Raw genomic sequence first — 14,107 nt, 5'->3', positions numbered from 1 at the left:
CAGCGACCGAGCGAGTCTCGGTGTTCGACCGTTATGAATGTGTAGAATGCATGAGCTCGGCGCGCCCCGAACCACACTCGCGCTTCGCGTGTCGCGCCATCGCGCGGAGATCGCACGTGGCCACGACGAAGGCGGCTTCGTGGGCCCGCATCGTCGCCAGCGTCCACGAGGGCGTGGACGCGCGCGTGTCCGACGTCTCGGGACTCGCAACGTATCGTGCGGCGGAAGGGGGCTTCGAGTCTCGCTCCGGCGTTCTCACGCAGTCGCCCCACTGAGGCGGATCAGGGGCCGACGAACCGGAAAAATGCGGCTCCGGGGTGCTCGTGCTCGCACGAAATTCGAACGAGCCCGAGCGAACATCGTGTCGCAGGCGAGCGACGTACGGATGCGCGGCGAGACAGATGTGGCGAGGCCGCTCGTGCAACGGATCGCAAGACGCCCATCGCCGAGTGGTCGCTGTGGATTCGACCGGCGCCTGGGGCGGCGTGAAATGACGATTCGAGTCTGCTGCCTCGTGCGTCGTGCGGCTCGATGAGAGCTCGAGCGCGGCGCCTGACGGCACGAACGCTGCTCGTGGGGGGATGAGCATGCGCTGCGGCGTGTGCGCCGCGAAAGGAATGACTGCCCATGAAACGCAAGACGCTCCTGCTCTGCAATGGCGTGGCGCTCGCGACTCTGATGCTCGCGACCGTCGCCCATGCCGATGATTCGAAGGACATGAAGGGAAGCGGGCAGACCCAGGGGTCCGACTCGTCCAGCCCGAGCACGTCCGGTACGTCCGGCACGCCGGGGACGTCGGGCTCTTCGGGGGCTGCCGATTCCACGACGGTCGAAACCATCCAGACGGAGAAGGTGACCACCGTGCCGCCGACCGTCGGAACCACGACCACGACGCAAGGCGAGATGCCCCAGTACATGGGGAGCCCGCAGGTCGGCCCGCAAGAGAGAGATGTCACCGTCTATCGCAAGACGCGTCCGAACATCCCGCTCCTCACGACCGGCGGTCTTCTCTTGGCCGGGACCTACACCGCGACGGCGATCGTCGGCGGCACGAGTGATCGTCAAGCCGACAAAAACCTCTACATCCCTGTGGTCGGTCCGTGGCTCAACCTCGCCGATCGTCAATGCGACGGTTGCGCGCATGAGTCGGGGAACATCGCGCTCGTCATTCTGAGCGGTATCGGCCAGGGCCTCGGCGCCGGAATGACGATTGCGAGCTTCCTCATCCCGCAGAAGGTCGCGGCCGCGACGATCACGGCCGGCAACGTGAAGATGAACGTCGTCCCGACCTCCGTTGGCAAAGGTGGCGCGGGTCTCGGCGCCGTCGGCACCTTCTGAGCTCGAGAGGGAAAGGAAGGAGATTCCCATGCGAAGCATGATTTCTCTGCTCATTGCCGTGGCAGCCGTCGCAACCGGCTGTGCGACGGGAGGCCCCGTGCCCGCCAACACGCTCGCCAATACGCGTGCTGCGGTTCGCAGCGCGGAAGAGATGGGAGCCGTGAAGGATCCCACGGCGGCGCTCCACCTGCGCCTGGCGCACGAGGAGCTCGATTCGGGCAAGAAGCTGATCATGGAAGGTGATCAGGATCGCGCTCGCTACGTCCTCATGCGCTCGGAGGCCGACGCGAACGTGGCCCTCAACCGGTCGCGTGAAGCTCAGGCCAAGATGGAGGCGCAGAAATCGCTAGACGACCTGCGCACCATTCGGTCCTCGATGCCGTCGGGTTCGATGCCGTCGGTGCCGAGTCCGAAGGAGGGGATGTGACATGAAGCCGATCGTCGTCAAACTCGCGGCGTATGCTGCGATCACCGTCGCTGCGAGCGGCCTCGTGGCCTGCAAGCCGGCGCAACCTCCTCGCGAGCTCGTCGACGCACGCGTTGCCTATCAGCAGGCGACGCAGAGCCCCGGCGCCTACGCCGCCCAGTCGGACATGCTCGACGCGAAGCGGTCTCTCGACCGTGCCGAGCAGGCCTTCAAGGACGACCCGAAGGACCAGGACACGCGCGACCTCGCGTACGTTGCTCAGCGAAAGGCGCTCTCGGCGCAAGCCAAGGCCAACGCGCTCTATTCGATCGAGCAGAAGCGGATGGCGGACCAGGAGGTCGCCATGATCCAGCAGCAGAACATGCGCGCCGAGCTCGAACGAGCGAAGGGAGCGCTGGGTTCTCAGACGGGTGAGCTCGAGAGCGAGCGCCGTGCGCGTGAGGCGGCGGATGCTCGCACCAAGGAAGCCCTCGACAAGATCGCGGGCATCAAGGCCGAGGAAAACGAGCGTGGTCTCGTCCTCACGCTGTCGGGCAACGTGCTCTTCGCCTTCGGCAAGAGCGAGCTGCTCCCGGCGTCGAGGAGGAGCCTGCACAACGTCGCCGAAGTCTTGAAGAACAGCGACCGCAAGCTGCGTGTCGTCGGACACACGGACTCGGTCGGCAGCGACGAGACGAACATGGCCCTGTCGAGGAAACGCGCGGACTCTGTCCGTAACTACCTCGTCTCCCAGGGCGTCCCGTCGAGCCGCATCGAAGCCGAAGGCGTCGGCAAGGCAGTTCCCATCGCCGACAACGCCACGCCTGAGGGCCGTGCGAACAACCGCCGTGTCGAGATCATCCTCGAGAAGAACTCGTCACCGCGCACGAGGTAGCGAGGGTGCAGACCCCGCCCACTGACGCCGACCGGTCAAGAAGCCGGTCGGCGTCGTTTTTTTGCGTGGGGACTTCCAGTCCCCCTCAAAACCTCCGGTTTTGAGCCTCCCCCGGCTGCACGCGGCGGGGCGCCTTCGGCGCGTCGCGCTACGAGCGCGACGAGACCCCGCCGCTCGCCTCGGCGCGACCTACAGGCGTCTTGGTCTCTCAAGGCCTTCGCTTGAACCATGTCTGAAGAAGACAGTAGTTGCTCCCCCTGGCGCCTTTGTCAGCGGTGACGCTGAATCAGCGGTTCGTGCGCGGGACTTCGGCGTCGTCGGTGACGCGGAGCGGGTCGAGTTCGATGCCCCGGACGACGCGCGCGCGGAAGGTGGCGAGCCGCGAAGAGAGGACGTCTTCGTGTTTCGCGGACGGCACGGACGTCGTCATGTGGACGAGCAGGCACTTGCGAAGGAACGCTCCGAAGAGGAACACGTGTCCTTGGAGCGCGCCTCCCGGCTTGCCGGCGTCGAGCGCGATCCAGATGCGCGAGTCGTAGCCCGGAGGCGAGCCGGTGATCTCTTCGTCGACCGTCGTGAGGCCTTCGGGCACCCAGCCCATCGCTTTCGCGCGCGCCTCGCAGCGCTGGCGATTCATCAGCTCGGTTTCCTGCGTGCTCGTCAGCCAGAGACGCGACGACGTTCCTTCATGCATCGCAAAGAGATTCGGACGTGAGCGGTCGTCGATGCGCCATTCGCGACCGGAGGGCAGGGGGAGCGAGAGCTGAAAGCGCTTCGAGTGATAGCGCCCCCACGACGCGGCTTCGTCCGCGTAATCCGGCACCTTGGCCGCGCTCTTGGCCGTGGCTTCGCTGGCGGGAGGTGGACCGGCGGGAGACTCGGCGCACCCGATCGACACGAGCGCCGTGCACGCGAAAGCGAAGAGACGAGCGATCGACGAGAGGCTTCGCATCAGACCGGCGTGAGCCATGCCGCGTGACTCGTATCGCTGCCGCGCACCACGTCGAAGAAGGCGTCTTGCAGGCGCTTCGTGACAGGGCCGACCGTTCCCGTGCCGATCGCGCGATCGTCGACCTCGCGAACCGGCGTGATCTCGGCGGCCGTCCCGGTGAGGAACGCTTCGTCGGCGAGCCAGAGCTGGTCACGCGTGATGCGGCCTTCTCTGACCTCGAGACCTTGTTCGCGCGCCAGCGTGATGACCGTGTCGCGCGTGATGCCTTCGAGGATGGACGAAGAGAGGTCCGGTGTGTGGAGCACGCCCTTCTTCACGATGAAGAGGTTCTCGCCCGAGCCCTCCGAGACGAACCCATTGGCGTCGAGTAGGATCGCCTCGTCGTATCCGCCGAGCTTGGCTTCGCGTTTGGCGAGCACGCTGTTCGTGTACTGCCCCATCATCTTCGCCTTCGCGAGGCTGATGTTGATGTGGTGGCGGGCGAACGAGCTGATCTTGGCTCGGATGCCGTGCTTGAGGGCTTCCTCGCCGAGGTAAGCGCCCCACTTCCACGCGATGACCGTGGTGCGCACGGGGTTCTGTGGCGCGTAGATGCCCATGGCCCCTTCGCCGACGAAGACCATCGGCCTGAGGTAGCCGTCGGTCATGCCGTTCACGCGCAGGAGATCGACGCATGCACTCATGACCTGCGCCTTGTCGAACTTGGGCACGAGCAAGATCATCTTGCAGCTGTCGAACAGCCGATCCACGTGCTCGCGCAAACGGAACACGTAGGTCTTGCCGTCGGCGCGCTGGTAGGCGCGGATCCCCTCGAACGCGCCAAGGCCGTAGTGAAGCGAGTGCGTGAGGACGTGCACGTTCGCCGCGTCCCAATCCACCATCTCGCCATCGAGCCAGATCTTCTGGAGCTTCTCGACCATGTTCGGGCGTCTACCTTCTCGGTTCGGCAAAAGGGGTAGAGTTCAGAGCAGCGTAGTCGGGCTCTTCATCCCGAGCCAGCTGCAAAGAGTTCGCCCACGCGTACGGAACGCAGGCGAGCCCGTCAGCGACGGAGGGCGACGTACACGGCACCTTCACCGCCGTCGTCGCCATTCGCGGTGGCGAACGCGGCCACGTGTTCGCGTGCCCGCCCTTGGGAGAGCCAGGCCGCGATCTCGCCGCGCAGAACGCCCGCGCCGGGTGTGTGCTCGCCCTTGCCGTGGATGACGAGGACGCAGCGCTCGCCGCGCGTGCGCATCTGGCGCAGGAAATCGAGGAGGCGCTCCCGGGCCTGCTCGGCCGTGAAGCCGTGCAGGTCGAGTCGTGCGTCGATGGGCACGAGCCCACGACGGAGCGTGCGCATGAAGTTCGGGGGCACGTCGGTCCGGCGGCCCTCCACGCGCTTGCCATCGTCCGAGACTTCGAAACGCGCGGCGTCGTCGACGAGGTGATGCAGATGGTCGAGCACGGCGGCCGTGTCGGCGGTTGCTCGAGCCTTGGCTTCGGCGACCGAGAGCCGTGGATTGGGAGCGCGCACCTCGGTCGTCACGGGCACGCGACCCTTGTCCGTCGTGAGCGGAGTCACGCCCGACATCATGCGATGGAAGCTCAGCTCCTCTTCGGCGGCCGACGCGGAACGCAGAATCGGCTCGGGCTTGCGCGCCGCGGGCGGCGGAGGCTTCGGCTTCTGGCCCGCCTGGATGGCCTTGCGCCGCGCGTCTTCTTCGGCCTTCTTGTCGGCCTCGAGCTTGTCTTTGAGCTCTTTGAGACCGGCGAGCTGCTTGAAGCCTCCGAACTGCGGGAGGTCGGATTCCTTCTCTCGCTTGTCCTTGTCGCGCTTCTTCGCCATCACTCGCCCCCTCGATCGTTGGGCTCGTCCCTGCGCTTGCGCAAGGCGCGCATCGCGCTCGTGACCGATTGGATGCCCGTGAGGATGCCGTCGGCGTAGTGCCAATCCGGATCGTCGAGCTCGGGGAAGTCGTGCGGGTTCTGGATGTCCTCGGCGGTGAGACCCGGCTTGAGCCTCCGGGCGAGCGCGAAGACCTTGTTCTTCTGCAGCTCCTCGATGGCGGCCAGCTCACCTTCGAGGGTCGCCCAATCGAGCGAGCTCTTCTCGGAGGCGCGAGGAGTCTCGTCGCGCCCGGCCGCCGCAAGCGCATGGTCGAGGATGGCGCCGGCGTCGGCGGCGTCGACCTCCGAGAGGATGGCCGTGGCGACCTCCGTGCCCAGACCTTGGGCGCCGCCGTAGCGAGCCACCGTGGCGCCGCCCTTGGGGCAGATACCCAGGCAGTGCGTCTTCGTCACCCAGACGTCCGCCACGAGTCGGCGACGGCTGACCTCGCGCTTGAGCGCGTCGTAGACGGCCTCCCCGCGATCAGCACAGCCCGGACCGAGCGGAGAGCCCTCGCGCCGGTTGGCGCAAACGAAGAGGTGGACGCGCGGGGCCGCCGACGCTCGCATCGCGTCCGTCTAGCACGTTTTCGAGGTCCACCGTGGATCGAGGCCATGGATCGGGCGCGATCCGCGAAACCGCATACCCGCGTGTTTCTTCCGTACTTCGACCGGGCGTAGGTCGGTGTGTTCTGTGCATGGTCGAGGCAAGCCGTATGGTCCGCAGTGCAACGCCCAGCCCGATCCGAACCAGCACCAACGAAGAGGGCAGCGAAGACGCGTTTCCTCTAGGCGAAGGACGGTCGGTGCAGCTCGTGTCCGTGCTCGGGCGAGGCTCGTGTGCCACCGTGCATCGGGCGCTCGTTTCGGCTCCGCATGGCCTTCGTCGCGAGGTCGCCGTCAAGCTCTTCAATGCGGCGGCGTCGGAAGAAGCCGAGACCGTCGCCACGCGCCTTCTTCGGGCCGCGCGCCGGCTGGCGTGGGTTCGTCACCCGAACGTCGTCGCTGTCTACGAGTTCGGAGTCTGGCAGCGGCAGCCGTTCTTCGTCACCGAGTTCGTCTCGGGGATCACGCTGCAGACGCTCATGGATCGAACCGCTTCGCGTGGAAAGCGAATGCGTCTCGATCTGGCGCTCTTCATCGCCACGGCGGTGGCGAACGCGCTCGGCGGAGCCCGTCGAACGCTCGATCACCAAGGCTCGGCCCTCGGCATCCTCCACCTCGGTCTGTCACCACGCGAGATCCTCGTGTCCTCCGAAGGCGAGGTGAAGGTCGAGGGGTTCGAGCTCTCTCCGGCCCGAGCCGCGAGCTCCACGATTCGCAACCTGCGAGCCATCGCGAGCCGTCTGAACCTGATGGCTCCCGAGATCGCGCTCGGTCATCGCGGCGACGCACGGTCCGACGTCTTCTCGCTCGGTGTCCTCTTGAGAGAGCTCGTCGTCGGTCCACGCTTTCCGCGCGGCATCTCGCAGTCCGACGCCTACGAGCTCGCCTGCCAAGGTTACGTCGAAACGCTCTCGTTCGCGCCGTGGCTGCCCGACGATCTCGTGACCGTGATGGAGCGCGCGCTCCGCATCGCGCCCGAGGAGCGCTATCCGAACGCTTCGGTGATGGCCGCCGAGCTACGATTGGTGGCGAGCGCCATGGGCGTGAGCGATGATCGCCACTTCCTGCGCTCGGCGCTGGAGAGCGAATGGGCATCCGACGCGGGCGAGGTCACGCGCGAGATGCCCCAGCTCGTGTCAGCGGCCCCTCTCGATTAGCCTGAATCCGTGCGCCGAATGCAGATCTTCAGCGCCTCTTTGAGGGAGCGCGTGGAGTTGAGGCGCGAGATGTCCACGTCGAGCGCGGCCACGGTTTGGGCCACGGGCGCACGCATGCCGCTCACGATGCTCTCGGCGCCGAGCATTCGCACGGAGTCCACGATCGAGATGAGATGATTGGCCGCCGGCACGTCGACTTCCTCCACGCCCGTGAGATCGAGGATGACGTAGCGGTACTTGTTGCGGACGATCGACGTGAGGAGCCCGTAGAGCACGTCCGACGCACGCGCATCGTCGAGGGCGCCGATGAGCGGGACGCAAACGACGTCGTCCCATACGTTGATGAGAGGCATGGCGAGCGAACGGATCGTCGCCGACTGCTTCTCGACGAGAGCCATGTTCTCGCGAAGTTCTCGTTCGCCCTTCACGCGCTCGGTGGCGTCGACGCCGAACACGAGCGCCCCCGTGACCTCGCCCGTCCGCCGGCGCTTGAGAGGCGTGAGCCAGGCTTCGAGGAAGACGCCCGGCGCCACTTCGAACGCGCCGCGCAGCTCTTTGCCCTCGAACGCGTCTTGGATCGCCCTACCGAGCGAACGCGACTTGACCTTGTGCAGTAGGTTCTCTCCCACCGAGTCGGCCGAGAGCCCGAGGAGCGTCAGCGCTCGCCCATCGGCGAGCGTGATGGTTCCTTCGCGATCGATGCCGAGGAGAACGAGCGGCGCCGAGTCGAGCACGCGCGCGAAGAGGCTCACCGTCGCGCCGTGATGGTCCATCGCGTCGACGCGCTTGCGGAGCTCGGCGATTTCCACCTCCATCGCACGGTGGGCGCTCACGTCGCGGAACGTCGAGAGAACGAGCGCCTCGCCGTCGACCGAAACACGACGCGCGCGTTCGACGAGCGACACGAGCGTTCCGTCGACGCGTTGCAGCGTGCACGGCCGCTCGCTCGTCTCCGCGCTGCCGAGGGCGCGGACCTGGAAGGCCACACCGCTCTCTCGCGCGCTGTCGACGGCGGCGAGGAGCTCGTCTTTCGCCTTGCCTTCCAGGGCCGAGAGGGCCGATCCGGTCGAGCCAGTCGAGCCGGTCGACGCTGCAAGGGCGAGGAACGACTCGCTCGCGAAGCGGACGTTGCCCCGTTCGTCCGTCACCAGAACCGGATCGGGCATTTCGCCGATCAACTGGCCCCATGCGCTCATGTCGACGCCGTCTCCTCCCCTCGGTGTATCATGTGAACGATAACCCGCCCTAGGACCTGGAGGCGAACATGAGGCGCGTTTGTGCCGTCTGCAGCTTGGTTCCCGAGCAGGACGACGAGGAGAGCGAGGAGACGATGTCGTCTCAGTCGTGGGGGATCACGCGCGAGCGCACGGCCGACGGTTCGTTCACGATCGTGACGCGCTGCCCCGCGTGCTGGAAGAAGTTCGTACAGGCGAAGCAGGGATCGCCTTAGTTGAGCGCGACCGTACTGGCGAACGAGAGATGTCGAAACCTGCCGGCGCGGCGGCGCTCGGTAAAAGCTCGAGCATAGGATCGTTCGACGAGACCGTAGCTCGTCGGAGTCGGCTTGACCGCTCGCGCCCGCGCTGGCAATCCGCGCGCCCTCCGTCTTGAGCGAACACCATCCCGTGCTCGTCGCCCGGCTCGCTGACGATTCGGCGCGCTCCTATCTCGAGTACCTCGCACGTTTCAACGAGGCCGCGTGGGTTTCGCTCGTCGTCGGTCCGTCGAGCAACGTTCGGCACGTCCTCGAAGTCCACACCCCTAGCTCGACCGAACCGCTCCGCATCCTCGCCGATCCGCTCGGTCCCCGTGACGACAGGGGCGGCTTTCCCCTTCGACTGTCGCGTATCGGGGAGTTCGACGAGACGCCGCTCGACACCAGCGTGGTCGAGTACGTGCCGCTCGAGGAGCCCGCCGAAGAGCGTGAGACGCTCGAGCTCGTACCGCCGCCTTCGCTGCCTCCCTCTTCGTTCGTTCCGCAGCCTTCGGCTCCTCGTTCGAGTGACGTGCCGAGCTGGCTCGAAGAGAACGCCCAGCAGTACTCCCGTTTCCTGACCGACATGGCGATCGCGACGCCCAAGGTCGACGAGCTCGTCGAGGTGCTCGCGCGCGATCCAGCGGCCGTCCTTCGGCAGCTCGTCGTCGAGGCCGACCCGCGCGTGGCGGTGCCCATGCTCGAGGGCATCGGCAAAGCCACGCTCGTCCTCGCTCAGCATGTGGACGTATGGGCTCTCTGGGCCGTGTCGAGTGCGGTTCATGGCATCGCCTCGCACGCGACCGACGAGCTCATTCGGCGCGCGGCGAAGGACGTGACGACGATCTTCTCGGATACGCGCGTGCTCGCGCCGATCGCGCTGCAGCTGCTCGCGCAGCAGAACGAGGTCGTGGCCGAGCCCGCGTACAAGCTTCTCGTCCAGGCGGGCGTCGCGGGCGCCTACGCCTTGTATCGGGCGCGTACGCAACTCGCGACGAACCCCGGTGTTCGTGGTCCGTTCGTGCAGACTCTCCGAGCCATCGGTGATCGCGCATGGCCCGTCGTTCGCGCGGCGCTCGATCGAATCCCTGGAACGGCGATGACCGGCGCGCATCCCCTTGCGGCCGAGTTGGCGTGCGATCTCCTCGTCTGCGTTCCGCCGACGGCCGAAGACTCGTCGGGATACTTGCTTGCGAAGTACACGCATGCCGTCGACCCGCTTCTGTGCCGTGCCTCGGCTCGGGCGCTCGCCCGCGTGTGGCACGAGCGAGCGGTACCACTGCTTCTCGACATGCTTGCGGAGGCGACCGACGACGGGCGCGCATGTGCCGCCATCGCCGGCCTGCGGGATGTCGGCGCCTCCGACGAAGAGGTGGTGCGGGCCCTCGCCCCGGTGCTCGTGCGGCCTGGCCCCGCGAGCCGAGAGCTCCGTCTCGAAGCCATCTCCACGATGGCCGTCGTCACGGAGGCCGGTCGTGCGGTGGCCGTTCCTGTCCTCGCCAGAATCGTGCGCGATCTCGAAGAGGACGACGACATCGTGCTCGCCGCGTGCCGTTCTCTGCTGGCGTCGATGGGCAACGAAGCGCGTGCCGTCATCATCAACCGTGCGCTGCGAACCGGCTCACCACTCCGCGAACACCTCGAGGAATTGCTCGAGAATCCCACGCTCGATCCACCCTCGAGCCACTAACGGCATCCCGGCCTCGCTCGTTGTTTCAGTTCTTCGGCTCGAGGATGCGGCCGAGGAAGACGAGCGTCTTCGTCTGGCGATCGATGATGGCGGTGATGAACGGGCGGTCGATGTTCACGGCGACCGGTTCGTCGATGTCTGCGGACGCCTTTTCGCCGATGACGGCGGTTGCCGCCGCCGCCTCGGTGCCATTCTCGTCGATGGCGAGGAACGTCTTGTGGAGGACGGCCTTGATGGAGAGGTCCTCGCCCTCCTCGATGGCGCTCAAGCCCCCGCTCTCGAAGGCGCTCTTCATGCCGAGAGCCTTCAGTGGCTCGTTCAGGGTGAAGTTGGCGTCGAGCTTCAGCTTCGGAAAGGCGAGGTTGACGCTCTTGAACGCGAGGCCATCGAAGATCTCCAGGACCTTCGCGCCGCTCATCGCCGATTCGAACGAGGCAAATGCGCCCTTCGTCGGCGCGATGACGAGCATCGATAGCTCGTTGCCGTCGTAGGGCATCTCGACCGCTTCGAAGCCGTCGCCGGCCAGGTACCGACGGCTCGTCGTGCCGTGCATCATCTCCACGCTGGTGGTTGAACCATCGAGCTTCGTGAAGGTGCTGGGAGAGGTGCCCGCGGCGTTGAACTTCGCGGCCCAGGCCGCGTTGAAGTAGACGGCGTTGACGAGCACGAAGCGCGTCGAGCCGTCCAGCACGCCCTGGGGGATGAGGTCCTTGATGCGGTCCTCGGTCTTGTTCTCGACCCAGCCGTTGATTCGGCTCCTCGCGTCTTCGGAGGCGGCGAAGTCGACGACGTTCAGTCCTGCGCCGTAGTTCACCGCGAGCGTGTCGAGGAAAGGCGCCTGGAACTGCCCGCCCTTGTGTCCGAAGAGCGCGTTGGCGAGGTTGAGCCGGAAGGGCTGTCCATCCTGCCCGGACGCTCCCTTTCCGCGACTCGACAGGGCGAGGTCGAGCTGGTCGAACGCGGCATGGATCGACGCGTCCGAAAGTGTGAAGTGGAGCGCCTGCTTCATCTCCGCCTGCGTCTGGCCCGTCGCGCCCGCGTAGGTCATGGCGAGGGCCGTCGAGACGCTGTGCGGCGAGAGGAAGATGTCTCCCGTCGAGTGTTCGGTGGTCTTGCGGACGGCCTGGTAGAGGTCGACGGCGAACGAGGCCCGATCGTGCTGGAACGTCGCGAGGTCGGCGTCCGAGATGACCGGCGACGTGTTCCGCGCGAGAGACGACCGAACGACGCCGACGCCGTCCTCCGACGTGCTCTCGGACGACGAACAACCGAGCGTGCTTGCAGCAAGGATGGGCGCAGCGATGGAGGCGAGCACGAAAGCCAGGCTGTAGAATTTCATCGCGGGAGGTCCTCGTTCGTGCCCTCGTTGCAGCGTGCGTGCCTGGAGCTCGGCGTGCGCGCGCGCGTGCGCAAACGATGCGCGTACGAGGGCAAGCGCTCGATCGTCACCGGAATCGCTGGCGATCGCCCGTCGTCCGGTCTGGAAATCCGGCGTGCCAGGCTGTGCCAAGCATGACTTCCGGGTCGCATTTCGTACTAGGGTTGCCCGATCCGCTCATGACACTGGTCGACGACGCTCCCTCCTCACGACAGGTCGAGGATCTCCTCCAACCGCATCGCCGGCTCATCGCCAGGCTCAGGCGCTCGGAGGCTCTCTCGACGGGCGATGTCGAAGCGGCGCTTCGTCAGATGACCGAGCTCGCGTCGACGGTACTTCGCGTCGAGCGTGTGAGCGTTTGGCGTTTGTGCGAAGGCGGCGGGCGGATCGAATGTCTCGATCTCTACTCGCGTAGGACGGGATCGCACGAGAAGGGCATGTCCCTCGGCATTCGTCAGGGCCCGACGTACTTTGCGGCTCTCGATACCGAGCGATGCATCGCCGCGCACGACGCGCGCACCGATCCTCGCACGACCGAGCTCTTCCAGACGTACCTCGAACCGCTTGGCATCGGCGCGATGCTCGACGCGCCCGTCTTCCTCCACGGTCAGATGGTCGGCGTCGTCTGTCACGAGCACGTCGGTGCGCCGCGCTACTGGCGTCTCTGGGAAGAGCTCCTTGCCGGCACGCTGTCCGACTTCGTCGCGCACGTGATGGAGGCCGAAGAGCGCGCGGTCGCTCAGGCGGAGGTCGCCCGTTATCGCGCCCATCTCGAGGCTCTCGTCGAGGCACGCACGAAGGAGCTCCGCGCGAGCGAACAGAGCTTCCGCGACCTCTTCGAGGCGTCGCCGACGGCACTCGTTCTGTCGCGCGTGCCGGATGGCCGCCTCGTGCTCATCAACTCGCGTGCGCGGCAGATGATGCAGCTCCCGTCCTCGGTCGGAAATGGCGAGATCGATACCGCGCGCTTTTACGAAAGCCTCGAGGATCGCGATCGCATTCTCGAAGACGTGCGTTGTCAGGGCTTCGTCGACGGCCGCGAAACGCGAATGCGTACCTTCGACGGCCAGCCTCGCTGGTGCCAGATCTCGGCGCGGGTCATCACGTACGACGGCGAGATGCACATCGCTGCCGGCCTCAACGACGTGAGCGGCCTGAAGGACATCGAGCAGCGCCTCCGCGAGGCGGCCATGAAGGACCCGCTCACGGGCGCTTTCAATCGACGTCACCTCTTCGACGTCGGGGCAGGGGAGCTCGAACGCGCACGACGCTACGATCGCTCGCTGGCGGTCGCGATCTTCGACGCCGACCATTTCAAACAGAAGAACGACAGGCACGGCCACGCCGTCGGCGACGAGATCCTCGTGCTGCTCTCGAAGATCGCGCGCAGCCAGCTCCGGCAGAGCGACGTGCTCGCACGCTTCGGCGGCGAGGAGTTCGTCGTGCTCTTCCCCGAGACGTCGCTCGACGACGCATTCTCGGTCACGGAGCGCCTCCGCGAGCGCGTGGCCGCGGCTCCTGTCGAGACCGCCGCTGGCCCGGTCGCTCAGACGATCAGTGCGGGGGTCGTGGCGTGGGATCGAAGCGAGTCGCTGGCGCAGATGATCGAGCGCGCCGATCGTGCGCTCTATCGCGCCAAGGAATCGGGCAGGAATCGAACCGAGCGCGGTTGACGGGTCAGCGGCTCTTACGGAGGTAGGTCTCGAGGGCCACGACGACGAGGGCGTGCGTGACTTGGCCGCTGTCGAGCAGGTCGGGCAGGCTCGTGCGCGGAAGGAGGGCCACTTCGAGATCTTCGAGGTCGTCGAACGCGGTCGGTCCGGCGAGCTTCGCTCCTCGCGCCACGTAGGTGAAACACCGGTTGCCCTGCAGTGCGGGGTTGGGCTCCACCACCGAGAGCAGCTCGAACGACTCCGCCTCGTAACCGGTCTCCTCGCGCAACTCGCGCTTCGCCGCCGCCTCCGGGGCCTCTCCCGGGTCAATGACGCCGCCGGGGATCTCGAGCGAGAGCGCGTCGGTTCCGAAACGGTATTGCCACACGAACACGAGCTCGCCGTCGGTCGTCTCCGCGATGACGTTGCACCAGTCCTCGCAGCCGAACACGAAGACGTCTCGCGGCAAAGTCTCGTAGACCACGCGGTCGACGCGGAAGACCCCGTGGTCGGCAACGGTTTCCTTCTTGTGAACCTCGAGCTTTGCGATGGTTCGGGGGAGCGGAAGGCGTGTCATCGGAGCCAAGGATTACGCTAAACTGCCCGTTCGGGGAGCGTCGGATTGGACGAGCTCTGGCGAAAACGGTCTCGTATTTGACGCTCGGTCTTGTCGCCCGGTCTTTTCGCTTG

General features: G+C 66.4%; 15 protein-coding genes. 8 read left to right on the top strand and 7 right to left on the bottom strand.

Features of this window, described 5'->3' with window-relative positions; genetic code table 11:
- Positions 1-116 precede the first annotated feature (116 nt).
- The 4 genes from AKJ09_RS54055 to AKJ09_RS51810 all read left to right on the top strand — a co-directional run bounded on the left by AKJ09_RS54055 (position 117) and on the right by AKJ09_RS51810 (position 2,639).
- The gene (locus AKJ09_RS54055) at positions 117-275 is read left to right on the top strand and encodes a hypothetical protein (protein WP_169928696.1); all 159 of its coding nucleotides are present in this window, start codon (positions 117-119) and stop codon (positions 273-275) included.
- A 352-nt stretch (positions 276-627) separates the two neighbouring features.
- On the top strand, positions 628-1,338 hold the full coding sequence (locus tag AKJ09_RS51820) for a hypothetical protein (protein WP_146655277.1): 711 nt from the start codon (positions 628-630) through the stop codon (positions 1,336-1,338).
- A 28-nt stretch (positions 1,339-1,366) separates the two neighbouring features.
- Positions 1,367-1,765: a DUF4398 domain-containing protein gene (locus tag AKJ09_RS51815; RefSeq protein ID WP_146655276.1), complete on the top strand. Its 399-nt coding sequence runs from the start codon at positions 1,367-1,369 to the stop codon at positions 1,763-1,765.
- 1 nt (position 1,766) lies between these two features.
- Complete coding sequence (locus tag AKJ09_RS51810; protein ID WP_146655275.1) at positions 1,767-2,639, top strand: OmpA family protein; 873 nt, start codon at positions 1,767-1,769, stop codon at positions 2,637-2,639.
- Between the two features lie 286 nt (positions 2,640-2,925).
- On the opposite strand, the gene AKJ09_RS51805 is transcribed toward AKJ09_RS51810, so the two are convergent.
- The 4 genes from AKJ09_RS51805 to AKJ09_RS51790 all read right to left on the bottom strand — a co-directional run bounded on the left by AKJ09_RS51805 (position 2,926) and on the right by AKJ09_RS51790 (position 6,030).
- Positions 2,926-3,609 carry a hypothetical protein gene (locus AKJ09_RS51805; protein WP_146655274.1) on the bottom strand — a complete coding sequence of 228 codons (684 nt, stop codon included), beginning with the start codon at positions 3,607-3,609 and terminating at the stop codon, positions 2,926-2,928.
- A complete protein-coding gene (locus AKJ09_RS51800) occupies positions 3,591-4,511 on the bottom strand; it encodes a branched-chain amino acid transaminase (RefSeq protein WP_146655273.1) in 921 nt (306 codons plus the stop codon). The genes AKJ09_RS51805 and AKJ09_RS51800 overlap by 19 nt, the downstream gene beginning before the upstream one ends.
- A gap of 122 nt (positions 4,512-4,633) precedes the next feature.
- Complete coding sequence (locus tag AKJ09_RS51795; protein WP_146655272.1) at positions 4,634-5,419, bottom strand: Smr/MutS family protein; 786 nt, start codon at positions 5,417-5,419, stop codon at positions 4,634-4,636.
- Positions 5,419-6,030: a (2Fe-2S) ferredoxin domain-containing protein gene (locus tag AKJ09_RS51790; protein WP_146655271.1), complete on the bottom strand. Its 612-nt coding sequence runs from the start codon at positions 6,028-6,030 to the stop codon at positions 5,419-5,421. Before AKJ09_RS51790 ends, AKJ09_RS51795 begins: the two co-directional genes overlap by 1 nt.
- Positions 6,031-6,176: 146 nt before the next feature.
- Here AKJ09_RS51790 and AKJ09_RS51785 point away from each other — a divergent pair, with 146 nt between their 5' ends.
- Entirely contained in the window at positions 6,177-7,223 is a 1,047-nt protein-coding gene (locus tag AKJ09_RS51785; RefSeq protein WP_169928695.1) for a serine/threonine-protein kinase, read from the top strand.
- On the opposite strand, the gene AKJ09_RS51780 is transcribed toward AKJ09_RS51785, so the two are convergent.
- Complete coding sequence (locus tag AKJ09_RS51780) at positions 7,220-8,419, bottom strand: STAS domain-containing protein (protein WP_146655269.1); 1,200 nt, start codon at positions 8,417-8,419, stop codon at positions 7,220-7,222. The genes AKJ09_RS51785 and AKJ09_RS51780 overlap by 4 nt on opposite strands.
- A 68-nt stretch (positions 8,420-8,487) precedes the next feature.
- On the opposite strand from AKJ09_RS51780, the gene AKJ09_RS51775 reads away from it, so the two are divergent.
- Together AKJ09_RS51775 and AKJ09_RS51770 are read left to right on the top strand one after the other, a co-directional pair.
- Positions 8,488-8,673, top strand: coding sequence for a hypothetical protein (locus tag AKJ09_RS51775; RefSeq protein ID WP_146655268.1), 186 nt, complete (start codon positions 8,488-8,490; stop codon positions 8,671-8,673).
- A 175-nt stretch (positions 8,674-8,848) separates the two neighbouring features.
- Positions 8,849-10,387 carry a hypothetical protein gene (locus AKJ09_RS51770; RefSeq protein WP_146655267.1) on the top strand — a complete coding sequence of 513 codons (1,539 nt, stop codon included), beginning with the start codon at positions 8,849-8,851 and terminating at the stop codon, positions 10,385-10,387.
- Positions 10,388-10,412: 25 nt separating this feature from the next.
- On the opposite strand, the gene AKJ09_RS51765 is transcribed toward AKJ09_RS51770, so the two are convergent.
- Entirely contained in the window at positions 10,413-11,726 is a 1,314-nt protein-coding gene (locus tag AKJ09_RS51765; RefSeq protein ID WP_146655266.1) for a serpin family protein, read from the bottom strand.
- A gap of 173 nt (positions 11,727-11,899) precedes the next feature.
- Between AKJ09_RS51765 and AKJ09_RS51760 the strand changes: the two genes are divergently transcribed.
- Positions 11,900-13,438 (top strand): sensor domain-containing diguanylate cyclase, encoded by a 1,539-nt coding sequence (locus AKJ09_RS51760; RefSeq protein WP_169928694.1) that lies wholly within the window; start codon positions 11,900-11,902, stop codon positions 13,436-13,438.
- Between the two features lie 4 nt (positions 13,439-13,442).
- Here AKJ09_RS51760 and AKJ09_RS51755 read toward each other — a convergent pair whose 3' ends face one another.
- Positions 13,443-13,994: an NUDIX hydrolase gene (locus tag AKJ09_RS51755; protein WP_146655264.1), complete on the bottom strand. Its 552-nt coding sequence runs from the start codon at positions 13,992-13,994 to the stop codon at positions 13,443-13,445.
- Positions 13,995-14,107: the final 113 nt, after the last annotated feature.

Source organism: Labilithrix luteola, from assembly GCF_001263205.1.
Classification (GTDB): Bacteria; Myxococcota_A; Polyangia; order Polyangiales; family Polyangiaceae; genus Labilithrix; species Labilithrix luteola.
Note: the sequence above shows the minus strand (reverse complement) of the source record. Positions and strands in the feature narration are given on the sequence as shown.